This is a genomic window from Micromonospora sp. NPDC049257, assembly GCF_040678915.1.
In the GTDB taxonomy this organism is placed as follows: Bacteria; Actinomycetota; Actinomycetes; order Mycobacteriales; family Micromonosporaceae; genus Micromonospora; species Micromonospora antibiotica.
In genome coordinates, this window is the sequence record NZ_JBFAQU010000001.1 from 636369 (window position 1) to 657533 (window position 21165).

Genomic DNA, 21165 nt, shown 5'->3' on the forward strand with positions numbered 1-21165 from the left:
TCAGTGCCGGATCGGTACGCCCGCGTCGGCCAGTGCCTTGATCAGCCCGGCGGACTCACCGAAGCCGATGACCAGCACCGCCTCCGGCTTGTAGTTCTTGATCTCGCCGGCCAGGCTGCCGAAGTCGACGGGCGGGGCCTTGGCGTCGGCCGGCGGCTCGTAGGTGAACAGTTTCACCCGGTCGGTGCCGAAGCCGGCCCGCTCCAGCTCGGCGCGGACGGTCTCCTGGAGGCCCTCGCCGTAGGAGTCCTTGCGGGCCACCACCACGATCTTGTGCGGGCCGTCGCGGAGGATCACGTCGGCCAGGGCCCGGCCCTGGAGGCTGTCCGGCGGGGCGGTCCGGAAGTAGAGGCCCTTGTCGTCGGCCTGGCTCAACCCGGAGTCGGTGTTGGACGGCGAAAAGAGGATCTTGCCGGCCGCCACCACGTCCGGCAGCACCGCGCTGGAGATGCCGGAGGCGGCGGCCCCGATGATGACCTGGACCTTGTCCTTGACGTGCGAGGCCACGGTGGCCTTGGCGACGGCCGGGTTGGTGCCGTCGTCACCGTCGATCCACATCACCGGGTCGCCGAGCACCCCACCGGCGGCGTTGATCTCCTTGAGTGCCAGCGCCACGCCGGCCGCCAACGGGGGGTTGGCCAGGGCCAGGTCACCGGTCTTGGGCAGCAGGCCACCGAGGATCAGCGGGGAGCCGTCGCTGCTGTCGTTGCGCCCGCCCCGCTGCTTCTTGGGCTTGGGGGCGGCCTTGGTGCTCACCCCGGACTCGTCCCCCGCACCGACGAACTCGGTCTTCGCGTCGTTGATCTTCTGGTTGTCGAAGTGCAGGGTCGCGTAGCTGGCGGTGGCCGGCTCCCCGAGGTCGGTGAAGCCGGCGCGGGTCAGCGACGGGCCGCGGTACTCGATGTCCTGGGCGTCGCGGGCCAGGGACAGGCAGCTCGCCGCGTCGGTGCAGCGCTGACCGTTGGTGGTCACCCCGACGATCTGCTTGGCGATGTCGGCCGGATCGGTGCTGCCCGCCAACTGGGCGGCCAGCGCACTGATCATGACCGCGTCGTACGACTCCGCCGCGTAGAGGTAGTCGGTCAACTTCGGGTCGATGGAACGTAGCCGCTGCTTGAAGTCGTCGGTGAGCGGCGTGAGCGGGGTGGTGCCCTTCATGCCGTCGACGAGATCCGCCCGGTCCTTCAGCTCGGCGGCGAAGGAGTTGAGCATGTTGCCGTCGGTGCCGTACAGGCGTACCTGCGGGGCAGCCGTCTCCTCGGGCTTGTCGGTCGTCCCGCAGGCGCTGGTGACGAGCAGGAACGACGCGCAGGCCGCCAGGATGGCCGCGCGCGGGCCGCGTGTAACGAGCATGGTCGTCCTTCCTCCGGCGCAGGTCCGGTGGGCACCATAGCGTGCCGACGACAACCGTGGGACCAGGGAGGCTGCCCTGGTCGCCGGCCCGACAGCGGACCGTACGCTCTGTCACGTCGGCTCAGCGGGTGGTCACCATCTCGGCGCTGTCTTCGCTTGACCTGGCGTCCTACTGTGCCGCAGGTGACCGACGTACCGGATCAGACGCTGGCCGACGCTACCGCCGTGCTCCATTCGGCGCTGACCGGGGACGGCGCCGCGGTGGCCGGCACCTTCGACGCCGTGGTGGACCGGTCCGGCCTCGCCGGTGCCTACACGGTCGCCTGGACGCTGGCCGCCACCATGGTCGGCGACCCGCCACCGCCGGGCGCCTGCGCGTTGGACTTCCCGGGCATCGACGACGCGGGGTACGACACCCGCTGGGTGGCCCGCTTCGTCAGCGCGTACGCCAACCACGACGCCGACACCGGTGAGGCGCTGTTCGGGGCGGCGGTCGCCGACGGGCAGCTGCCGGACTGCCTGCTCACCCTCGCCGGTTCGACCGTGGCGACCCTGCGCAGTCGGGCCGGTTGACGGCGCGACGCCCGTGCGGACGCCGCGCCGGCCGGCTCAGTACGCGTGGTACGCCACCAGCGGCTCGTACTCGTAGCGCAGGTTGGTGAAGCGGACCTTGAAGTTCGCGCCGTCGCGCACGTTGGTGGCGACGGTGATCCAGTCGGACTTCGCCGGCAGGTAGGTCAGGTAGTTGCACTTGTTGGTCTTGTCGATGAAGACCACACACGCCTCGGTGCCGAACTCGCTGCTGTTCTTGACGTTGACGTCCTTGCACCGGGTGCTGGCCTTGTACGGCCCGGCGTCCCCGCCCCAGCCACCGACCTGGAAGTACGACCGGACCGCCCCGCCATAGCAGGTGGCAGCCGATGCGGAGAGGTTCGTCTCCGGGGCGGCCTGGGCGGGTGCGCCGAACCACAGCAGGGGCAGGGTGGCGACGATTGCGGTCAGTCGGGCGGTCCGGGATGCCATGGTGGTGCCTCCAGGGAAGAGGGGCGGACCCTGCGTCGTGCACAGGGTGCGGTGAGTGGCGATGATATCTGTCGATCTCTGATCCCGCTGTGACACAACCGTGAACCTTTTGTGGTAACTGTGACCCATGTCCGAGGCGATGCTCAGCAAGGTGCGGAAGCTGTTGGCCCAGGCAGAGGACGCCGCCTGCACCCCCGCCGAAGCGGCCGCCTTCACCGCCAAGGCCACCGAGTTGATCGCCCGCTACGGCGTCGACCGCGCCCTGCTGGCCGCCCGCGACCCCACCACCGACCCGGTCGGCGACCGGGTGGTCGACGTCGTCGCCCCGTACGCCCGGGACAAGGCCGGGCTGCTCGCGGCGGTGGCCGACCCGCTGCGCTGCCGCTGCATACGCCGACCTGCCGGCACCGGCTTCGCGCTGCACCTGTTCGGCTTCGCCAGCGACCTGGAGCGGGTCGACCTGCTCTTCACCTCGCTGCTGGTGCAGGCCGCGCACGGCCTCGCCGGCACCGTGGTCCCACCCGGCGAACACCCGGCGGCGTTCCGGCGCTCCTGGCTGGCCGGCTTCGCCCGGGTGATCGCCGAACGGCTCCGGGCTGCCGAGGCGGGCGCGGTGGCGCAAGACGGCACCCCGTCGGTCGCGCTGGTGCTGGCCGACCGCTCCGACCGGGTGGCCCGCCGGGTCACCGAGGTCTATCCCCGGCTGCGGACCGCGCCCACCCGCCGGCTCGCCGGCTCCGGGTTCGGCGCGGGGGAGGCGGCCGGCCAACGGGCCGACCTCGGCGGGCCCGACGCGGTGCACGCCCCGACCGCCCCACCCCACCCCGGACTCCCCGGACGGTGAACACCGGTGGGGTCAGTGCGGGCCCGGGGCGGCGCCGGTGAGGGTGGCGAGATAGCGGCCGAGCAGCTCGTGCCAGCCGGCCGTCAACGCCGCACGGTAGCCCTCGGCGGCCTCACCGTGCCGGTCGAAGTGCCGGTGCTCCAGCTCGATGCGGGTGCGCCCCGACTCGTCCGGCAGGAACAGCACCTCCACCTCGCTGGCGCGCGCCGGGTCGGGCACCGGGAGCCGGTCGGGGCCGAGCTGCCAGGTGAAGACGAGCCGCCGTGGCGGGTCCCAGGTGAGCACCCGGCCCCAGTCGCCCCGGAAGCCGTACGGGCCGATCTCGTAGAGCATGCCGCCGGCCCGGGGCTCCATCCCCAGCTCGGCGAGCGCCGCCGGGCCGGACCAGGTGTACTCCCGGACCCACCAGTCGGCCAGCGAGCCGGTGAAGACCGCGAAGGCCTGCTCGGCGGTGGCGGGGACGAGGAGCGTGGAGCGCAACGAATATCGGTCGACGTCCTGATGGACGCCCTCCGGATTCGCCTTCTCCTGCCCCATAGGCCCGGACCATACCGGCTGATGAGGCGCTCTGCAGCCTCGCGTACTGGCCCCTTCCGGACAATGGACCTGGACCGGGCGCGGTTGGGCACCACCGGGCGGGAACGGGCTCAGGTGACGGCCACCGTGCAGCCGCCAAGCGGACGGCCCGTGACTGCGCGACAGGGACACTGTGGCCGGCGGCTACCGGGGCGCGGTGGTCGCAAGGGGAGGTCTTGAGTGGTGCAGGGTCAGATCGCGGGTGCAGCTACCCGTGGCCGGGGCGGCGGTGGGCTGCCAGTGGGCATTCCGGCCGGAACGGGGCAGGCCGGGTGGACGCCACATCTGGGCCGGATACACGAAAACGGTGACCGCGTTTCCGCAGGTCACCGCTCTCTGTAGCCCGGCGAAAGGCTATGTGGCCAGGGGCGGGGTCGAACCGCCGACCTTCCGATTTTCAGTCGGACGCTCGTACCAACTGAGCTACCTGGCCTGGTGCTTCGGGACATGTTACCCGGAGGGCGGGGTCTCCGCCGACAGGGTGACACGTCCCGATACGCAGAACGCCGCGCAATGGTGCACGCGGCGTCGGCGCTGGCGGTCCTGACGGGACTTGAACCCGCGACCTCCGCCTTGACAGGGCGGCGAGCACTCCAACTGCTCCACAGGACCTAGCTTTGTTGCCTCCGGCTGGGCCGGATCGTGCCCCCAACGGGATTCGAACCCGTGCTACCGCCTTGAAAGGGCGGCGTCCTGGGCCGCTAGACGATGAGGGCGGCCCCGCCATCATTGCACACTCGCAACTTCAAGCGGACTTGCTCCCATCCGGCCCCGCCGGAGGCATGAGAAGCATATGCCATGCCCCGGCGGTCGACCAAACCGGTATGCCTGCCGGGGTGCGGCCCGGCAAAGTAGCAGGTCAGCGAGGTGGTGCGATGCCGAAACGGCGCTTGAGGTCGCCGATGACCTGCGGCACGGCGCCCAGGGTGCGGCTCCGGTCACCCCCGCCGTCGTGCATCAGCACCACCGCACCGGGGCGGGAGGCGCTCCTGATCCGCCCGGAGATCACCCCGGAAGTGGGCTTCGCCCAGTCCTGGGGGTCGACGGTCCAGTGCAGCGACCGCATGCCGAGTTCCTTGGCGACCTGCACCACCTCCGGCGTCCACCGGCCACCGGGCTGCCGGTAGAACGGCACCTTCGCGCCCGGAACGGCCTTGGTGATGGCCTGGTTGGTGCGCACCAGGTCGGCCCGGATGTCGGCGACCGGCCGGCGGCCCAGGTCGACGTCGTGGTGCCAGCTGTGGTTGCAGAGCTGGTGCCCCTCGCGGACGATCCGGGCCACCAGCTCCGGGTGCTTGCGGACCTGGGTGCCGACCACGCAGAACGTCGCCTTGACCTTCGCCGCCCGGAGCTGGTTGAGCACCTTCGGCGTCCAGGTCGGGTCGGGTCCGTCGTCGAAGGTCAGCGCCACCGCGCGTACCCCGGTCGCCTTACGCAATCCGGCGGGCAGCGTCTTGGGCTTGGGCCGCAGCCGGGGCTTCGGCTTCTTGGTCGGCGGCGGCGTCGGCACCGGGGTCTGGGCCGGCTCGGGTGCGGAGGTCGTCGGGGCGGGCGCGGCTGCCGGCCGGACGTGCCGGGGCTTGTCTCCACAGCCGGCGACCAGCAGGAGCAGACCCAGGACAACCGCCAGGACGGGGCGTGAACGCATCGTCACTCCGAGGGATGGGGGTACGCGGACGGCCCCGACGGTAGTTCACGAAAGCGAAATATGTCAGGCCAGGTCGGTCCCGGTGGACTGGTCCAACGAATCCCGGACGGCCAGCGCGAGCGACACCGCCTCGGCCAGGTCGACCGGTCGGACCACTCCGGCGGGCAGGGTGTCGGCCCGCCAGCCCGGCCCGGCGGCGAGCACCAGCAGCGGTCGGCGGGGCACCGCGAGCAGGGCGGAGAGCTGCCCCGGATCGGCGGTGGGGCGGGTGTGCGACCAGACCACCACGGCCGCCGGCCCGGTCCGGTTGACCGCCTCGACCAGCGCGGCCACCGGCACCCGGGCGCCGAGCATCCGGTACGCCACCCCCGCCTCGGCCAGCGCCGCGGCGAGCGCCTCCAGGGGCAGGGTGTGCTGCTCCTCGTCGGCGCAGGACAGCAGGATGCGGGCCGGCCCGGTGGCCCGGCCGGAGCGGGCGACGGCGGCGAACGCCTCGGAGACGCACCGGGACATCAGGTGCTCCACGTCGATCAGGCCGGCGGTGGCCACGAACCGCTCACCGATGCCGGCCAGCACCGGCCGGAGCAGCCCCTCCCAGGTGGCGATCACCCCGTCGGTGGCCAGCGCCTGGGAGATGGTGTCGCCGATCGCCGCCGCGTCCAGTCGCATCGCGGCGCGGGCCAGCCCCCGGGCCGCCGGTCCCGCCCGGCCGACGGGGATGGCCTGTCCGCCGCCGTCCCGGCTGGCCCCGGCCGGCAGGCGTAGCGCGGTGCCGGGGCTCTGTTTCGCCCAGCGGGCCGCCTCCGCCGGGCTGACCCCCTCGGCGGTGAGCTTCCGCATGATCTCCAGGCGGGCCAGGTCGGCCGGGGTGTAGCGCCGGTGGTGACCGGGGACGTGCTCGCTCGGGCCGAGGCCGTAGCGCTGGTGCCAGGTACGCAGGGTGGTGACCGCCACGCCGAGCCGGCGTGCCACGGCCCCCGCGCTCAGCGGCTCAGCGACCACCCGACCGCTCCGACGCGTCGTCCACCCGGCGGCCGGACGGTATTGCGGAGCCGGCGGCGGGACCCCCGGCGGGAGCCTCGGGACCCCCGGCAGGGGCATCGGGGCCGGTGGTGGTCGGGGCCGGCCGGAGCAGTCGGCTCACCACACCACCGAGCCAGGGGGCGTACGGGCGCGGGTCGGCGTCGATCTCGGTCATCAACCGGGTCGGGTCGACCCAGCGCAGCTCGGCCACCTCGTCCGGGTCCGGCCGCAGGGTGAGTACGGCCGGCACGTCGGCCCGGAGCACGTGGTCGTACTCGAACTCGACCCGACCGGTGGCCGGGTCCTCGGCGTAGTAGAGGTAGACGCCGACCTCGGTCAACGACACCGGCCCGGCGCCCAGCTCCTCGGCGAGCCGGCGGTTGGCGGCCTCCGCCAGTGACTCGGCCGGCAGTGGGTGCCCGCAGCACGAGTTGGCCCAGCGCAGCGGGAACCGGGTCTTGACCGGGGCCCGCTGTTGCAGGAGGACCCGGCCGTCCGGGTCGACCAGCAGCACCGAGAAGGCCCGGTGCAGGCGACCGGGTGCCTGGTGGGCGGCGGCGACGGTGGTCTCGCCGAGCACCCGGCCGGTGTCGTCGACCAGCTCGACGAGGTGAGCCTCCCGGGATTTCACGCGGTCACCGACCCGCGCCGGTGATGCGGTTGGCGGCCAGCTTGCCGGAGATCAGCACCATCGGCACACCGACACCGGGCTGGGTGCCGGAGCCGGTGAAGACCACGTTGGGCAGGCTGCGGTGCAGATTGGACGGGCGGAACGGCCCGGTCTGGAAGAGGCTGTGCGCGGCGGCGAACGGCGTACCGGCGGCCATTCCCTGCTCCTCCCACTCGGCGGGGGTGATCGTACGCAACACCTCGATGCCGGCGCCGAACCCGACGTACCCGCGCTCCTCCAGCGTGGCGACGAGCTGGTCGGCGTAGCGCCGGCTCAGGTCGCCCCGCCAGTCGAACGGGGCCCGGTCGAGGTTGGGCACCGGGGCCAGCACGTAGTAGGTGTGCCGGCCGTCCGGGGCGACCGACGGGTCGGTCCGGCTCGGGTTGGTGACCAGCAGCGACGGGTCGCTCATCAGCTCGCCGCGCCTGATCACCTCGTCGAAGGTGCCCTTCCAGGACCGTCCGAAGTGGATGTTGTGATGAGCGATCTTCCCATACCCCTGCGTCGATCCGACGTGCAGGACCACGCAGGACGGCGAGTAGGTCAGCTTCCGCTGCCGACCCTCGGGGAGCAGGTCGCGGTAGGCGACCGGCAGGTCCGGGTTGAGCACCACCACGTCGGCCGGGATCAGCTCGCCGTCGGCGGTGACCACGCCGGTGGCCCGGCCGTTGGCGGTCTCCACCCGGGCGACCGTGGTGTCGTAGCGGATCTGGACGCCGTGCTTCTCGGCCGCGCCGGCCATCCCCTTGGAGACCGCGTGGATGCCGCCGCGCGGGAAGTAGACCCCGGCCACCGAGTCGAGGTACGCGATGACGCTGTAGATGGCCAGCGCGTCGTGCGGCGAGAGCCCGGCGTACATCGCCTGGAAGGAGAAGATCCGCTGGGTACGCGGGTCGGAGAAGAACTGGTTGATCTTGGTTTGGAGTCGCCGGAACGCCCCGTTCGCCAGCAACTTCAGCAGGTTGCCGGTGAGCAGGTCGGTCGGGGCGTCCAGGTTGCGGTCGATGAAGTCGGCCCGTTCCCAGTTCCACAGGTTGCGGGCGTAGTCGACGAACCGCAGGTAGCCGTCGGCCTCGCGGGGGCCGCAGACCCGGGAGATCTCGGCCGCCATCCGGGTGGTGTCGGTGATCACGTCCAGGGTGGAGCCGTCCGGGTAGTAGGCCCGGTAGGCGGGGTCGATCGGGGTCAGGTCGAGCCAGTCGTGCAGCTCCTCGCCGACCGCACCGAGCGCCTCGGCGATCAGGTCGGGCATGGTGAGCACGGTGGGGCCGGTGTCGAACTCGTACCCGTCGACGCTGAGCCGACCGGCCCGTCCGCCCGGCACCGGCTCGCGTTCCAGCACGGTCACCTGCCGGCCGCTACCGGCCAGGTGCAGCGCGCACGCCAGCCCGCCCAGGCCCGCGCCCACGACCACCACCCGGTCCGTACGTCCCGTCACGGTCCGCACGCGACCACCTCCTTCAGAAAGTTGCCCATCATGCCCGCCGCGTCGCGGCGGCGGTGGCGAGACCGGTCAGCGCGGTGCGCGCCGTCTCGTCGATCGACGCGGTCTCCAACGCGGCGAGCGCGTCGGTGACCCGGTCGGAGATCATGCGCTCGACCCGGCCGACCGCTCCGGTGTCGGCGACGATGTCGGCCAGCCGGGCGACCTCGCGGATGCCGACGGCGGTGCCGGCCCGCTCCAACGCCCGCCGCTGGCCGCCGGTGGCGAGTTGGCGGGCGAGCATCAGCAGCACCGTCGGCTTGCCGGTGCGCAGGTCGTCGCCGGCCGGCTTGCCGGTCGCCGCCGGGTCACCGTAGACGCCGAGCAGGTCGTCGCGGAGCTGGAACGCCTCGCCGACGGCCAGTCCGTAGCGGGTGTACGCGGCGATCAGCGGCGCGTCGGGCTCGGTGCCGGCCAGGCAGGCGCCGAAGAGCAGCGGACGCTGGACGGTGTAGCTGGCCGTCTTGTAGCGGGCCACCCGCAGCGCCCGGTCCACCGACCAGTTCGCCGCGTCGTTTTCGCCGAGCACGTCGAGGTACTGCCCGGCGATGGTCTCGACGCGCATCTGGTCGTAGCAGCGCCGCACCTCCAGCATCCGGGTCGGCGGCACGGTGGCGTGGGCGAGCAGCCGGTCCGCCCAGACCAGGCAGAGGTCGCCGATGAGGACGGCAACCGACTCACCGAACCGGCCCGGATCGCCGGTGTGTCCGGCGGTGACGTGCCGGGCGGCGGCGGCCCGGTGCACGGTGGGCAGGCCCCGTCGGGTGTCCGAGGCGTCCATCACGTCGTCGTGCACCAGGGCGAAGGTGTGCAGCAGTTCCAGGGCGGCCAGCGCGGGCAGCACGGTGGGCAGTGGCGCGTCGCCGCCCACCACACCCCGCCAGCCCCAGTAGGCGAAGGTCGGGCGGACCCGCTTGCCGCCGGCCAGCACGCAGTCGCGTGCCGTCGCGGCGAAACCGCCCATCGCTGCGTCGATCTCGGTCAGCGCGTCGACCTCGCGGGCGAGGAACGCCGACAGGGTGCCGTCGACGTCGTCGACCAGGTCACGGGCGAAGGCGGCCAGTACGCCGTGGACCGGATCGTCCGTCGCTCCCGGCTGTGCCGGCGCGACGCGGAGCGCGTTACCCGCAACTGCGTCGTTGGCCATGGGGGCGAGCGTACCCTAGGGTTACGAGTTGCGTCGATTGCTGCGTCGAATCAGAGGAGGCCCGGTGGACACCGATCTCACCGCTGCCTATGCCCGCTGCCAGGAGCTGCACAGACACCACGGGCGCACCTACTATCTCGCCACCCGGCTGCTCCCCGCATGGAAACGCCGACACGTGCACGCCCTGTACGGGTTCACCCGCTACGCCGACGAGATCGTGGACCGCACCGAGGACCTGCCCCCCGCCGAGCGGGCCGCCCGGCTGGACGCCTGGGGTTCCCGCTTCGTCGCCGGCCTGCACGGTGAGCCGGTCGACGACCCGCTGCTGCCGGCGGTGCTGCACACCATCGCCGTGTTCGACCTAGACCGGGCCGACTTCGCGTCGTTCCTGCGCAGCATGGCGATGGACCTGACCGTCATGTCCTACCCGACCTACGACGACCTGCTCGACTACATGGAGGGCTCGGCGGCGGTCATCGGCACCATGATGCTGCCCATCCTCGGCAGCTCCGACCCGGTCGCCGCCCGGGAACCGGCCCGGCAGCTCGGGTTCGCCTTCCAGCTGACCAACTTCATCCGGGACGTCGCCGAGGACCTCGACCGGGGCCGCACCTACCTGCCCGACGAGGACCTCGCCAAGTTCAACGTCACCCGCGAGGACCTGCTCGCCGCCCAGGCCGCCGGCCACAGCACCGACAAGATCCGCGACCTGATCGAGTACGAGGTGACCCGCGCCCAGGCCCACTACGCCGCCGCCGCGCCCGGCATCACCCTGCTCGCCCCCGCCTCCCAGGCGTGCATGCGCACCGCCTACGCCCTCTACGGCGGCATCCTCGACGAGGTCGCCGCCCAGGACTACGACGTGTTCGTCAAGCGGGCCGTGGTGCCCCAGCGGCGACGGCTGGCGGTGGCGGCGAAGGCCCTGCTGACCCGTACCGGCACCCCGGTCGTGGTGCCCGGCCCGGCCCTGACGTGAGCGGCCGTACGGCGGTGGTGTTGTTCACCCGCGACCTGCGGGTGCACGACCACCCGGCGCTGGCGACGGCCTGCGCCGCCTTCGACCGGGTGGTGCCGCTGTACGTCCTCGACCCGACGCTGGCCGACCACTCGCCCAACCGCACCCGGTTCCTGCACCAGTGCCTCGCCGAGCTGCGGGACACCCTGCGCGGGCTCGGCGGTGACCTGGTGATCCGCCGGGGCGACCCGGTGGCCGAGACGGTCCGGGTGGCCCGGGAGGTGGACGCCGAGGGCATCGGCCTGTCCGCCGACGTCAGTCGCTACGCCCAGCGCCGGGAACGCCGGCTGCGCGCCGAGTGCGACCGGCACCGGCTCGCCCTGCGGCTCTTCCCCGGCGTCACGATCGTCGAGCCGGGGGCGCTGCGACCCGGCGGCGGCGACCACTACCGGGTGTTCACCCCGTACCACCGGGTCTGGTCCGCGGCGCAGTGGCGGGAGGAGCTGGCCGCGCCCCGGCGGGTCACCCTGCCCGACGGGGTCGCGGTCGGCCGGCTGCCGGCGCTGCCGAAGGGCGAGTCGCCGCAGGCCGCGGTCGGCGGCGAGACCGTCGGGCAGCGCCGGCTCACCCAGTGGTTGCCGACCCTGCGCCGGTACGACGACATCCACGACGACCTGGCCGGCGACGAGACCTCCCGGCTCAGCCCGTACCTGCGGTTCGGCTGCCTGTCCCCGCTGGCGGTGGCGAACCGGGCCGACGACCGGGGGCACCCGTTCGTCAGGCAGCTCTGCTGGCGGGACTTCTACCACCAGGTCACCGCCGCCTTCCCGGAGATCGCGGCGAAGGCGTACCGGCGCGGGGCCACCGAGGACTGGCGGTACGACGCGGCGGCGTTGACCGCCTGGACCGAAGGCCGGACCGGGATGCCGATCGTGGACGCCGGGATGCGTCAACTGCACGCCGAGGGGTGGATGCACAACCGGGCCCGGCTGATCACCGCCGGCTACCTGACCAAGGTGCTCGGCCTGGACTGGCGGCCCGGTCTCGCGGTCTTCTCCCGCTGGCTGCTCGACGGGGACGTGCCCGACAACTCCGGCAACTGGCAGTGGGTGGCCGGCACCGGCAACGACAGCCGCCCCTACCGCGGGCTCAACCCGGTCCGCCAGGCCGAACGCTACGACCCCGACGGCGGGTACGTGCGTCGTTGGGTGCCCGAGCTGGCGGCGGTGGCCGGCAAGGCCGTGCACCAGCCGTGGCGGCTGCCCGCCGAGGTGCGACGCACCCTCGACTACCCGCCGCCGCTGGAGGTGCCCGACGCCGACCCGGTCTGGCTGCGCTGAGGTCTGGCCCGTCGGCCCGGGCCGCTTGCGCCGGGCCGCTTGCGCCGGGCCGGGTCCCAGGCGGTGCGGGGCCGGGTCCGGCGGTGCACGCGGGCGGGAATTCCGGGGTGGACCGGTGGCCGAGGGTGGGGTCGTGCGGAATGCTGACGGGATGGCAGAGCCGGAACTGGTGGACGTGGTCGTGATCGGGCTCGGCGTGGGCGGCGAGGAGGTGGCCGGGCGACTCGCCGAGGCCGGCCTCAGCGTCGTCGGCGTCGAACGGGACCTGGTCGGCGGGGAGTGCCCGTACTGGGGGTGCATCCCCAGCAAGATGATGATCCGGGCGGCGAACGCCCTGGCCGAGGCGCGACGGGTCGACGGGCTGGCCGGGTCGGCGCAGGTCCGGGCCGACTGGGCGCCGGTGGCGAAACGCATCCGGGAGGAGGCCACCGACACCTGGAACGACCGGGCCGCGGTGGACCGGTTCACCGGCAAGGGCGGGCGGTTCCTGCGTGGCAGCGGCCGGCTCGACGGTCCCGGCCGGGTCCGGATCGGTGACCAGGTGTTCCAGGCCCGGCGGGGCGTCGTCCTCGGCACCGGTACCCGCCCGTCGATCCCGCCGATCGACGGGCTGGCGGGCACCCCGTACTGGACGAACCACCAGGCGATCGAGGCGGCGGAGCTACCGGCGACCCTGCTGATCATCGGGGGCGGCGCGATCGGGCTGGAGCTGGCGCAGGTCTTCGCCCGGTTCGGGGTCGGGGTGACCGTGCTGGAGGCGTCCGGCCGGGTGCTCGCCCTCGAAGAGCCGGAGTCGTCCGAGGTGGCCGCCGCCGCGTTGCGTGCCGACGGGGTGGAGATCGCCACCGAGGTCAAGATCGAACGGGTCGGCCACGACGACGACACCTTCACCGTGTACGCCGGTGACCGGTCGTTCAGCGCCGAGAAACTGCTGGTGGTGACCGGTCGCCGGGCCCACCTGGACGAGTTGGGGTTGGACACCGTCGGGGTGGACGCCACCCAGCGCTACCTGCCGGTGGACGACCGGATGCACGTCACCGACGGGATCTGGGCGGTCGGCGACGTGACCGGCGAGGGCGCGTTCACCCACATCGCCATGTACCAGGCGTCGATCGTGGTCGCCGACGTGCTCGACCACGCCCGGCGGGCCGAGGGCGGCCCCGACGCCAGCGGCACCGCCAGCGTGGTGGGCGGTGCGATGGGCGCGGCCAGCGCCGTCGGGGGTTCGATGGGCGCGGCCGGCCCGAGCGGCGCCGCCGGCACCGTGCCCCGCGCCGACTACCGGGCGCTGCCCCGGGTCACCTTCACCGACCCGGAGGTGGGCGCGGTCGGGCTCACCGAACGGCAGGCCCGCGAGCGGGGCATCAACGTGCAGGTCGGCTTCACCGAGCTGTCGTCGTCCACCCGGGGCTGGATCCACGGTGGCGAACCGGGCGGCTTCATCAAGGTGATCGCCGACGCCGACCAGGGGGTGCTGATCGGTGCGACGTCGGTCGGCCCGGCCGGGGGTGAGGTGCTGTCGGCGCTGGTCGTGGCGGTGCACGCGGCCGTGCCGGTCAGCCAGCTGAGGCACATGATCTATGCGTACCCGACGTTCCACCGGGCCATCCAGAGCGCCCTGAACGACCTGAGCTGAGCCCGGCGCACCGGCCCGGCGCGGCGCAACCGCCGGGTCGGCCGGTCCGGTCCGGCCTCGGAGCAGACCGGGCCAGGTTCCCGGTTCACGCCGGCCGGGTGGGGTGCGCGGTTCGTGCCCCGGGCCGGGTGGGGTTCCAGGTTCGTGCCCCGGGCCGAGTGGGTTCCAGGTTCGTGCCCCGGGCCGGGTGGGGTGAGCGGTTCGTGCCGGCCGGGCCGGAATTACTGTCCGTGCCGGCCGGCACCGGCGGCGAACCGGGCCGCGCCGGCTGTGGCGTCCGCCGCCAACGAGTCGATGCCGTAGGCGAACTCGGTGGCGAACGCCTCCGGCTCGGGCCGGCCGGCACCGGCCAGCACCGAAGCCCGGTCGTTGCGCAGGCAGGTCTGCGGATGCCGGGCGATCTCGGCGGCCAGCCGCTCGGCCGCCGTCCGCGCCTCACCCGGCGCGACCACCCGGTTGACCAGCCCCATCGCGTACGCCTCGTCAGCGGGCACCGGGCGGCCGGTGAGGATCAGGTCCATCGCCCGGCTCTGGCCGATCAGCCGGGGCAGTCGTACCGTGCCGCCGTCGATCAGCGGCACTCCCCAGCGTCGGCAGAACACCCCGAGCACCGCGTCCGACTCGGCGACCCGCAGATCGCACCAGAGCGCCAGCTCCAGGCCACCGGCCACCGCGTACCCGGAGATCGCCGCGACGACCGGCTTGGACAGTGCCATCCGCGTCGGACCCATCGGGCCGTCGCCGTCGGGCTCGACCCGGTTGCCGCTCGGCGTGCCGATGGCCTTGAGGTCGGCACCCGAGCAGAACGTGCCGCCCGCACCCCACAGCACCGCGACCCGGGCCTCCGGGTCGGCCTCGAACGCGCGGAACGCGTCGGCGAGCGCCCGCGCGGTCGGCCCGTCGACGGCGTTGCGCGCCGCCGCCCGGTCGAGGATCACCGTGGTCACCGCCCCGTTCCGGGCAACATGCACCGCCATCCCCCCAGCATCCCCCGCCCACCCCCGCCCGGCCACCCCGCCTGCACCCGCCTGCCCCGCCTGCTGCGCGGGGCCTGCGGGTGCGCTCCCCGCCTGTCCTGCCTGCTGCGCGGGGGCGCTTCCGCTCACCCCGCCTGTCCGCAAGCCCTGCCTGCTGCGCGGGCTTGCGGGTGCGCTCCCCGCTCCTCCCGCCTGCCCGCAAGCCCCTGCCTGTTGCGCGGGGCTTGCGGGTGGCGCTGGTGCTGGGTCCCCTGGGGCTTGGGCAGCGCCATCGGCGCGACAATGGCGGGGATCTGCGTGGGCGGGTGGTGCCGTGCCTGGGCCGCAGCGCCGGGCCGTGCCGGGGGCCGCGGTGCCGTGCCGGGGCCGCAGTGCCGTGCCGGAGGCCGCAGCGCCGGGCCTGGGGGTGGCCCGGTCGGTGCGACCCGGTGTCACGGCAGGCGGGGTGGGGTCAGCGGCGGTCGGTGATCCGGGTGAGGAAGGTGTGCCAGGCGGCGGGGGTGAAGGTCAGGGTGGGGCCGTCGGGGTCCTTGGAGTCGCGGACGGCGATCACCCCGGGCAGGTTGCCGGCCACCTCGACGCAGTTTCCGCCGTTGCCGCTGCTGCGGGTGCTCTTGCGCCATCGGGCGTGGTTCAGTTCCATGTCTGGGCCACCTTCGTGATCAGATCGACGGACTGCCGGTGGGACAACGCCTCGCCGCGCACGTTCTCCCACGCTGCCATCATGGCCGCGAGGTCATCGAGATCGCTAACCACCTGTCCCTGGAGTTGGTTGTCGAGATAGCCGGCCATCCGGTGATCCGGGTTCGTGGCGATCACGAAGGGGCCGTTGAGGCCGGCGTACTCACCCACGGTGGCCGGCACGACGTGCACCCGGACGTGTAGCTGGTCGCAGGCGTCGGCGAGGGCGAGCAACTGCTCGTGCATGGCCTGCCGGCCGCCGACCGGCCGATGGAGGACCGACTCGTCGAGCACGGCCGTGAGCTGGGGTGGATCGTCGCGTTTCAGGATCGACTGGCGGGCGAGCCGGGCCGCGAGGTGCCGGTCGACGTCCCCCCGGGGCAGGGTGCCGGCACCGAGCAGGACGGCTCGGGCGTACGCCTCCGTCTGGAGCAGGCCGGGGATGACGACAGACTCGAATGAGCGCAGCGACAGGGCGTCGCGTTCGATCTCCTGCCAGGGACGGAACCACACCGGCTCGCGACGTCTAGAAGTGTCCGGCCAGATGTCCACGATGTCCCGCCGGAGCGCTTCCGCGGCGGCTACCCGGTGCCGGGCGTGCGGGATCCGCCCCTCGCTCAGCCAGCGGCCCACCGTCTTGGGGTCGACGCCGACGCGCTCGGCGAGGGATTCGGTGGTGTAGCCGGTTTCGTTGAGTGCCGCGCGCAGCGCATCGTTCACGACTCCTCCATCGGACGTCTCGAATATCTGCCCACCATACGCCTACGCGGTGTATCTGTCTGACCACAGGGAGGCACGATCTGGTGGAGGGCGGCGCGGTCGGTGGAGGTGAGGGAACCCGGCGGTCGACGTCCAGCCCGGGGCCACCCCGCCGGTGACGGGTGGGGTGGCCCCGATCCACCTGGAAGGAGAACCGCAGTGCGACACCGCTCCCTGCGCCACACCCGACCGCACCTGCCGATGCGTCCACTGTGGCGGTGTCGGGGCTGCGGCGCGGAGTGGCCGTGCCAGCCGGCCCGGCTCGCCCTGCTGGTGGAGTACCGCGAGGACCGGACCGGCCTGCTCGTCTACCTGAGCACCCTGATGGCCGAGGCGGGTACGCAACTGTCCCAGCTCAACGGGAACGTCGTACCCGATAATCTGATGGGTCGTTTCCTCGGGTGGGCCAGAGCGCGCGGGTCGGACACCAGCCCCTGACACCGGCCGGCGGCCCGCCCGCCGGGGCGTGGGTGGCGGGATGCCGCGCCGGTCGGTGCCCGTGTCCCGGCGCGGCGCTGATCAGGGCAAAGGGCAGATTCGTCCCGGCCGCCCGGTTTGCGGCCCGGTCAGCCGGGAAGTCGGGGAACGTGCGAGCGTTGATGACGAAACTCGAACAGGCCACCGCGCTGGACCGGGCCGGCGACCGGTTGCAGCGTGCCGTCCAGGCGACCCTGCGCCCACAGCGGGTGCGTGACCTGCTGCACGGCGTGTTCCTGGGGCATCCGCTGCACCCTGCGATGGTGCAGGTGCCGGTGGGGGCCTGGATCAGCGCGGCAGTGGTCGATCTGCTCCCCGGTCAGCGTCGCGCGGCCACCACACTGGTCGCGCTGGGCACCGTGAGCGCGGTGCCCGCCGCCGTGGCGGGGCTCAACGACTGGGCGGAGCTGTCCCGGGACCAGCGTCGGGTGGGGCTCGTGCACGCCGCCGCCAACACCGTTGGCCTGACCCTGTACGCCGGCTCCCTCGCCGCCCGGTTGAGCGGCCGGCACGGCGTCGGCCGGGCGCTGGCCTACCTGGGGCTGGGCGCGGCGAGCGCCGGGGCGTACCTCGGTGGGCACCTGGCGTACAAGCAGGGGGCGCAGGTCAGCCAGAGCGTCTCCGAGCTGCACCGGATGAGCGACGGGTGGCAGTCGGTGGCCGAGCTGGCGGGGCTGCCGCAGCGAGAGCTGGTGACCCGCGAGGTGGACGACGTCTCGGTCATCCTCTACCGGCACGGCGACGAGGTCACCGTCATGCTGGAGCGCTGCCCACACCAGAGCGGCCCGCTCGGTGAGGGCGAGGTGCAGGAGATCGACGGGCACGCCTGTGTGGTCTGCCCCTGGCACGGCTCGGCGTTCCGCCTCAACGGTGGCGAGGTCGTCCACGGCCCCTCCGCGACCGACCAGCAGATCCTCCCCACCCGGGTAGTGGACGGCACCCTCCAAACCCGCCTCCCCTAACCACCCGCCCCTCCCCACCCGCCCGCCCTCCCCACCCGCCCCGTCGTCCCTGCGCCCCCACCCGCCCTGCCCCGCCCCCACCCGCCCTGCCCCACCTCGCCTTGCCCCGACCTCGCCTTGCCCCGCCCCGCCCCGCCCACAGCGTGATCAAGAGGTTTGCGTCGTTTGATCAAGAGGTTTGCGTCAAAGTTGATCTACAAATTGACGCAAACCTCTTGATCACCGGGGCGGGCGGTGCGGGCCGGGCGGTGCGGGGCGGGCGGTGCGGGGCGGGGCGGCGGGGGCGGCTGGAGCGGGCTGGCTGGGTTGGGCGGCCGGGGGCGGGACGGGGTGGGGAGTGGGGAGGGGGTGGGAGTGGGGACGGGGTCAGTCGCGGCGGTGGCGGCCGGTTACCAGGTCTCGGGCGGCGGAGGCGCGGCTGCCCATCGAGCGGCCCGGGGTGCGGCCGGCGGTGCGGTTGGTGGACATGCGGGCGGCGGCGATCCGGGCGGCCGAGGTGCGCCCGGCGGTCACCCGGACGGGTCGGCGGCGCAGGCCGAGTACCGCGCCGATCTGCGCGCCGACGATGCTCGCCACCGCCAGCACCGCCGACACGGCCAGTGGCCGGTTGATGGCGTCGTCCGGGGTGGCCCGGGACGCTCCGGCGGCCATCGCCGGCGGCACCCCGACCGGTCGCTCGGCCGGCGGCTGCGCGGGCGGTTGAGCGGTCTGCGGGGTGGCCGTCTGCGGGGTGGCCGGTCCGATCTTGCCCGGTTTCGGGGTGGCCGGCCCGGCAGGCTTGCCCGGGGTGACCGGCGTACGGGGGGCACCCTGATGCTGCGGGTCGGCCTGGCCGCCCGGCGTGGTGACCGGCGGGCGCGGGGACGGCTTGCGGGGCGTGTTCGGGACCAGGTGGCCGCTGGCGTGCCGGCGGGCACCGGTGTCGTCGGCCTCGGTGGGGAGTTTGATGAGCTGACCCGGCCGGATCCGGTCGGCGTCGCGCAGGTCGTTGAGCCGGGCCACTTCGGGATAGCGGTCGAAGTCGTCAAGGTAGCGTTCCGCGACCTCTCCCAGGTAGTCACCCCGGGCCACCCGGTACATCGGCTTCGCCGTCGACTTCCCGTCCTCGATGCCGGTCCGGGGGACGGGACCGAGGCCGGAACCGGGGACCGCGCCGTGGGTGACACCGGCGCTGGCACCGAGGCCGGCGCTGGGGGCGGCACCGAGCCCGGTACGGGAGGTGTCCAGGGTGGTCGCCACGCCGGTGCCGGCGGCGGCCGGGAGCGGCTGGGCCAACGTCACGGCCGCGCTCGCCGCCGGGCTGGCCGCGACGATCAGGGCGACCGAGCCCAGTAGGGCTGCTGCCGCCCGCTGCTGCCGGCTCATCCCGGGCAGCCGGGGCGTCTGCCGGCGGGTGATCTGGGCACCCATCTCCACCAGCACCGAGAAGGCGAACGTCGCCCAGCCGAACCAGCCGACCAGCGCCAGTGCCCGGATGAAGAGCTGGCCGTCGTCCCGGCTGGTCAGCACGGAGCCGACCTCGGTGAGGGTGGGCAGGTGGTCCGGCAGCGGGTTGCCGGCGAAGGCGAGCAGGGCGATCGGGGCGCCGACCAGCAACGCCACCAGCACCACCAGCGACCCGAAGCCGGTGAGCAACTGCCCGGTACGTCGGGCAGTGGAACCACGCGGTGTGGCCATGCTGCCCTCCTTCCTACGGTCTGCCGGTGCGGGGACACCGGATGGGTGGGCCTACGGTCTCGGTGCGGGACCCCGGTGAGCGGGCCTACGGTCTGGGTGCGCAACGGACGGAATCCGCCAGGTCGACGGGCTCATGGTCGGTCGGTGAGGGTGCGGGCGGTCGCCTCGCCGACGACGGTGACGGTGCGGTCCATGCCGATCAGGCCGAGCATGTGCCGGCGGTAGACGACGGTGACGCGTACCCGGATCTGTTTCTCGCCGGCCACCACCGGGAAGCTGACCTGCTGGCTGGTCACGTCGGAGTTGCCCCGCAGGTACTGGGTGACGGCCGCGCGGGCACCCGGCTCGTCGATCACCTTGGGCCGGCCCTCGATCGCGGCGGCCCGGTCGATCACCTGCCCGCCGCTGCGGGCCGCCTCGGCGGCCAGGTCGTCGGCGCGTTGCAGGGTACGCAGCTGACCCGCGCCGTCGTACGCGACGCCGATGATCGCCAGCACGCCGATCATGGTGACGGCGAGGAAGAGGCTGATCCGGCCCTCGTCGCCGGTCGGACGCGCGGTCACTGCCGGGTCCGGTAACGGTCCAGGGGGGAGGCGAAGGTCGCCTCGACCCGCCGGTCACGCATCGGCAGGCCGGGGAAGCGCATGCCGGCGAAGGAGACCGTGCAGCTCACCCGGACCCAGATGCTCACCGGTTCGCCGAGCGGCCGCCGGAACGCCGTGCCCACCGAGGTGTGGTCGGAGTTGCGCGTCGAGCCCCAGACCGTGACCTGGGGTGCGCTCGTACAGTTGAGGCCACGCCAGTCGAGCTGCCGCCGGGCGGCCGTCCGGGCGGCGCTCTCCGCCGTGCCGGCGTCGCGGGCGATCGAGGCGGCCCGCGCGGCGTCGTGCGCCGCCGCCTCCACCGCCTCGTCGGCCACGGCAACCCGGCCGGCCACCCCGGCCAGCATCAGCAGCGCCAGGAACGCCGGGGTCAGCACCGCCACCTCCACCGACACCGATCCCCGGGTACGCCCCGCACTCCGGTCGGCCGACACCGATCCCCGGGTACGCCCCGCCGCCCGATTCACCGACACGTGGCCCGGGTGACACCCGACCACCTCGTCGGGGCTGCCGGATCGCGGGGCGTGCACCACGGCCCGGTCGCCCCGGACACGTCGTCGGGCGGGCCGGGTCAGCAGTTCGCGCCAGGTACGCCGGGGCGGGTGGGCGGTCACGGGTTGGTCCACCGTTCGGCCGTGCCGTGGGCGGTCTGCCGGATGTCGAACCGGACGGCCGGGATGACGCTCAGGGATTTCCCGGTGACCGTGCAGGTCACCTCGGTGGCGGTGGCGGCGCAGGTGGTCTTCGCGCCGACCAGCCAGTCCCCGGCGGCACCCAGGAAGTGTCTGGCGCGGGCCTCACCCGCCCCGGCCGGCGCGTCGAGGACCCGTTGCGCGTTCACCCCGCTCTGGGCGGCGTGCATCGCCGTCGACCGGGCCACGAACCAGGCGGCGATCTGGACGGAGCTGAAGAGCAGCACCAGCACCGCCGGCATCACCACGGCCAGCTCCACGGGGTTGGCCCCCCGGTCCGTACCCCCGGCGGTGAGCCTGCGGTGGGCGGCCCGGCCTGCGGCGCGGAGCCCGGTCGGGGTGTCCCGCCCGGCCGTGGACGCGCACGGGGGTGCGCACCGGGACCTGGCGGTGGGGGCCGTCCGGTCCCGGCGCGAGCCGGTCAGGGGGAGACTGGTCACGGGTTGTCGATGCTGTTCATCCAGTCGGTGGCCTTGGTCAGGACGATGCCGGTGACTGCGACCCCGGCTACCACCAGGCCGGCGATGATCACGGCGGTCGGGACCGGGCTGTCGCCCCGCTCCGCCTCGCGGCGTAGCTCGGCCAGGCGGGCCACGGTGGCCGCGTAGAGGAAGGTGACGAGGTGCATGGCGGGACTCCT

23 protein-coding genes and 3 tRNA genes are annotated in these 21165 nt (G+C 73.6%); 7 read left to right on the forward strand and 19 right to left on the reverse strand.

Translation table 11 applies throughout. The annotated features are described in order from the left end of the window. Positions 1-1353: an ABC transporter substrate-binding protein gene (locus tag AB0K25_RS02830; protein WP_208565362.1), complete on the reverse strand. Its 1353-nt coding sequence runs from the start codon at positions 1351-1353 to the stop codon at positions 1-3. 183 nt (positions 1354-1536) lie between these two features. Here AB0K25_RS02830 and AB0K25_RS02835 point away from each other — a divergent pair, with 183 nt between their 5' ends. Further along, positions 1537-1926, forward strand: coding sequence for a hypothetical protein (locus AB0K25_RS02835; RefSeq protein ID WP_219465597.1), 390 nt, complete (start codon positions 1537-1539; stop codon positions 1924-1926). 36 nt (positions 1927-1962) lie between these two features. On the opposite strand, the gene AB0K25_RS02840 is transcribed toward AB0K25_RS02835, so the two are convergent. Further along, the gene (locus AB0K25_RS02840; protein WP_219465599.1) at positions 1963-2376 is read right to left on the reverse strand and encodes a hypothetical protein; all 414 of its coding nucleotides are present in this window, start codon (positions 2374-2376) and stop codon (positions 1963-1965) included. Positions 2377-2503: 127 nt separating this feature from the next. Between AB0K25_RS02840 and AB0K25_RS02845 the strand changes: the two genes are divergently transcribed. Then, on the forward strand, positions 2504-3220 hold the full coding sequence (locus tag AB0K25_RS02845) for a DUF2786 domain-containing protein (protein ID WP_363818006.1): 717 nt from the start codon (positions 2504-2506) through the stop codon (positions 3218-3220). Between the two features lie 12 nt (positions 3221-3232). On the opposite strand, the gene AB0K25_RS02850 is transcribed toward AB0K25_RS02845, so the two are convergent. From AB0K25_RS02850 to AB0K25_RS02890, 9 genes are all read right to left on the reverse strand, one after another. Next, a complete protein-coding gene (locus tag AB0K25_RS02850; RefSeq protein ID WP_208565366.1) occupies positions 3233-3757 on the reverse strand; it encodes an SRPBCC family protein in 525 nt (174 codons plus the stop codon). A gap of 398 nt (positions 3758-4155) precedes the next feature. Next, a tRNA-Phe gene (locus AB0K25_RS02855) sits at positions 4156-4229 on the reverse strand. Positions 4230-4331: 102 nt separating this feature from the next. Next, positions 4332-4408, reverse strand: a tRNA-Asp gene (locus tag AB0K25_RS02860). 31 nt (positions 4409-4439) lie between these two features. Beyond that, positions 4440-4512, reverse strand: a tRNA-Glu gene (locus tag AB0K25_RS02865). Between the two features lie 143 nt (positions 4513-4655). Beyond that, positions 4656-5444, reverse strand: coding sequence for a polysaccharide deacetylase family protein (locus tag AB0K25_RS02870; RefSeq protein ID WP_208565367.1), 789 nt, complete (start codon positions 5442-5444; stop codon positions 4656-4658). A 63-nt stretch (positions 5445-5507) separates the two neighbouring features. Beyond that, positions 5508-6446, reverse strand: a complete 939-nt coding sequence (locus AB0K25_RS02875; protein ID WP_219465601.1) for a MerR family transcriptional regulator — start codon at positions 6444-6446, stop codon at positions 5508-5510. Further along, positions 6436-7098, reverse strand: a complete 663-nt coding sequence (gene idi / locus AB0K25_RS02880) for an isopentenyl-diphosphate Delta-isomerase (protein ID WP_219465602.1) — start codon at positions 7096-7098, stop codon at positions 6436-6438. Before idi ends, AB0K25_RS02875 begins: the two co-directional genes overlap by 11 nt. 4 nt (positions 7099-7102) lie before the next feature. After that, on the reverse strand, positions 7103-8584 hold the full coding sequence (crtI, locus tag AB0K25_RS02885; protein ID WP_219465603.1) for a phytoene desaturase family protein: 1482 nt from the start codon (positions 8582-8584) through the stop codon (positions 7103-7105). Between the two features lie 28 nt (positions 8585-8612). Continuing rightward, complete coding sequence (locus AB0K25_RS02890) at positions 8613-9767, reverse strand: polyprenyl synthetase family protein (protein WP_219465604.1); 1155 nt, start codon at positions 9765-9767, stop codon at positions 8613-8615. A gap of 64 nt (positions 9768-9831) precedes the next feature. Here AB0K25_RS02890 and AB0K25_RS02895 point away from each other — a divergent pair, with 64 nt between their 5' ends. The 3 genes from AB0K25_RS02895 (at position 9832) to AB0K25_RS02905 (ending at position 13698) form a co-directional block, all read left to right on the forward strand. Then, positions 9832-10743 carry a phytoene/squalene synthase family protein gene (locus AB0K25_RS02895; protein WP_357532847.1) on the forward strand — a complete coding sequence of 304 codons (912 nt, stop codon included), beginning with the start codon at positions 9832-9834 and terminating at the stop codon, positions 10741-10743. Beyond that, entirely contained in the window at positions 10740-12062 is a 1323-nt protein-coding gene (locus tag AB0K25_RS02900) for a deoxyribodipyrimidine photo-lyase (RefSeq protein ID WP_219465606.1), read from the forward strand. Before AB0K25_RS02895 ends, AB0K25_RS02900 begins: the two co-directional genes overlap by 4 nt. Positions 12063-12213: 151 nt before the next feature. Beyond that, positions 12214-13698 (forward strand): FAD-dependent oxidoreductase, encoded by a 1485-nt coding sequence (locus AB0K25_RS02905; RefSeq protein WP_363818013.1) that lies wholly within the window; start codon positions 12214-12216, stop codon positions 13696-13698. A 221-nt stretch (positions 13699-13919) separates the two neighbouring features. Here AB0K25_RS02905 and AB0K25_RS02910 read toward each other — a convergent pair whose 3' ends face one another. The 3 genes from AB0K25_RS02910 to AB0K25_RS02920 form a co-directional block, all read right to left on the reverse strand. Then, positions 13920-14675: a crotonase/enoyl-CoA hydratase family protein gene (locus AB0K25_RS02910; protein WP_219465607.1), complete on the reverse strand. Its 756-nt coding sequence runs from the start codon at positions 14673-14675 to the stop codon at positions 13920-13922. 451 nt (positions 14676-15126) lie between these two features. Beyond that, complete coding sequence (locus AB0K25_RS02915; protein ID WP_219465609.1) at positions 15127-15318, reverse strand: DUF397 domain-containing protein; 192 nt, start codon at positions 15316-15318, stop codon at positions 15127-15129. Then, on the reverse strand, positions 15309-16076 hold the full coding sequence (locus AB0K25_RS02920; protein ID WP_363818018.1) for a helix-turn-helix transcriptional regulator: 768 nt from the start codon (positions 16074-16076) through the stop codon (positions 15309-15311). The genes AB0K25_RS02915 and AB0K25_RS02920 overlap by 10 nt, the downstream gene beginning before the upstream one ends. Before the next feature lie 198 nt (positions 16077-16274). On the opposite strand from AB0K25_RS02920, the gene AB0K25_RS02925 reads away from it, so the two are divergent. Both AB0K25_RS02925 and AB0K25_RS02930 read left to right on the forward strand, forming a co-directional pair. After that, a complete protein-coding gene (locus AB0K25_RS02925; protein WP_308290966.1) occupies positions 16275-16553 on the forward strand; it encodes a flavin reductase in 279 nt (92 codons plus the stop codon). Between the two features lie 149 nt (positions 16554-16702). Next, entirely contained in the window at positions 16703-17554 is an 852-nt protein-coding gene (locus AB0K25_RS02930) for a Rieske 2Fe-2S domain-containing protein (RefSeq protein WP_363818021.1), read from the forward strand. A gap of 366 nt (positions 17555-17920) precedes the next feature. Here the strand turns inward: AB0K25_RS02930 and AB0K25_RS02935 are convergent, their stop codons facing one another. From AB0K25_RS02935 to AB0K25_RS02955, 5 genes are all read right to left on the reverse strand, one after another. After that, positions 17921-19231 carry a LysM peptidoglycan-binding domain-containing protein gene (locus tag AB0K25_RS02935; protein ID WP_219465613.1) on the reverse strand — a complete coding sequence of 437 codons (1311 nt, stop codon included), beginning with the start codon at positions 19229-19231 and terminating at the stop codon, positions 17921-17923. Positions 19232-19362: 131 nt separating this feature from the next. Further along, positions 19363-19737 carry a hypothetical protein gene (locus AB0K25_RS02940; RefSeq protein WP_244251708.1) on the reverse strand — a complete coding sequence of 125 codons (375 nt, stop codon included), beginning with the start codon at positions 19735-19737 and terminating at the stop codon, positions 19363-19365. Between the two features lie 53 nt (positions 19738-19790). Further along, positions 19791-20267 (reverse strand): TadE/TadG family type IV pilus assembly protein, encoded by a 477-nt coding sequence (locus AB0K25_RS02945; RefSeq protein WP_219470552.1) that lies wholly within the window; start codon positions 20265-20267, stop codon positions 19791-19793. 176 nt (positions 20268-20443) lie between these two features. Further along, positions 20444-20965: a TadE family protein gene (locus tag AB0K25_RS02950; RefSeq protein WP_363818025.1), complete on the reverse strand. Its 522-nt coding sequence runs from the start codon at positions 20963-20965 to the stop codon at positions 20444-20446. Further along, positions 20962-21153 (reverse strand): hypothetical protein, encoded by a 192-nt coding sequence (locus AB0K25_RS02955; protein ID WP_208565381.1) that lies wholly within the window; start codon positions 21151-21153, stop codon positions 20962-20964. Before AB0K25_RS02955 ends, AB0K25_RS02950 begins: the two co-directional genes overlap by 4 nt. Between the last annotated feature and the right edge of the window lie 12 nt (positions 21154-21165).

What these genes read in the sequence shown, in the direction of transcription:
- AB0K25_RS02830 (WP_208565362.1), bottom strand. Translation starts at nt 1,353, where the DNA reads ATGCTCGTTACACGCGGCCCGCGCGCGGCCATCCTGGCGGCCTGCGCG.
- AB0K25_RS02840 (WP_219465599.1), bottom strand. Translation starts at nt 2,376, where the DNA reads ATGGCATCCCGGACCGCCCGACTGACCGCAATCGTCGCCACCCTGCCC.
- AB0K25_RS02845 (WP_363818006.1), top strand. Translation starts at nt 2,504, where the DNA reads ATGTCCGAGGCGATGCTCAGCAAGGTGCGGAAGCTGTTGGCCCAGGCA.
- AB0K25_RS02850 (WP_208565366.1), bottom strand. Translation starts at nt 3,757, where the DNA reads ATGGGGCAGGAGAAGGCGAATCCGGAGGGCGTCCATCAGGACGTCGAC.
- AB0K25_RS02870 (WP_208565367.1), bottom strand. Translation starts at nt 5,444, where the DNA reads ATGCGTTCACGCCCCGTCCTGGCGGTTGTCCTGGGTCTGCTCCTGCTG.
- AB0K25_RS02890 (WP_219465604.1), bottom strand. Translation starts at nt 9,767, where the DNA reads ATGGCCAACGACGCAGTTGCGGGTAACGCGCTCCGCGTCGCGCCGGCA.
- AB0K25_RS02905 (WP_363818013.1), top strand. Translation starts at nt 12,214, where the DNA reads ATGGCAGAGCCGGAACTGGTGGACGTGGTCGTGATCGGGCTCGGCGTG.
- AB0K25_RS02910 (WP_219465607.1), bottom strand. Translation starts at nt 14,675, where the DNA reads ATGGCGGTGCATGTTGCCCGGAACGGGGCGGTGACCACGGTGATCCTC.
- AB0K25_RS02915 (WP_219465609.1), bottom strand. Translation starts at nt 15,318, where the DNA reads ATGGAACTGAACCACGCCCGATGGCGCAAGAGCACCCGCAGCAGCGGC.
- AB0K25_RS02935 (WP_219465613.1), bottom strand. Translation starts at nt 19,231, where the DNA reads ATGGCCACACCGCGTGGTTCCACTGCCCGACGTACCGGGCAGTTGCTC.
- AB0K25_RS02940 (WP_244251708.1), bottom strand. Translation starts at nt 19,737, where the DNA reads ATGATCGGCGTGCTGGCGATCATCGGCGTCGCGTACGACGGCGCGGGT.
- AB0K25_RS02955 (WP_208565381.1), bottom strand. Translation starts at nt 21,153, where the DNA reads ATGCACCTCGTCACCTTCCTCTACGCGGCCACCGTGGCCCGCCTGGCC.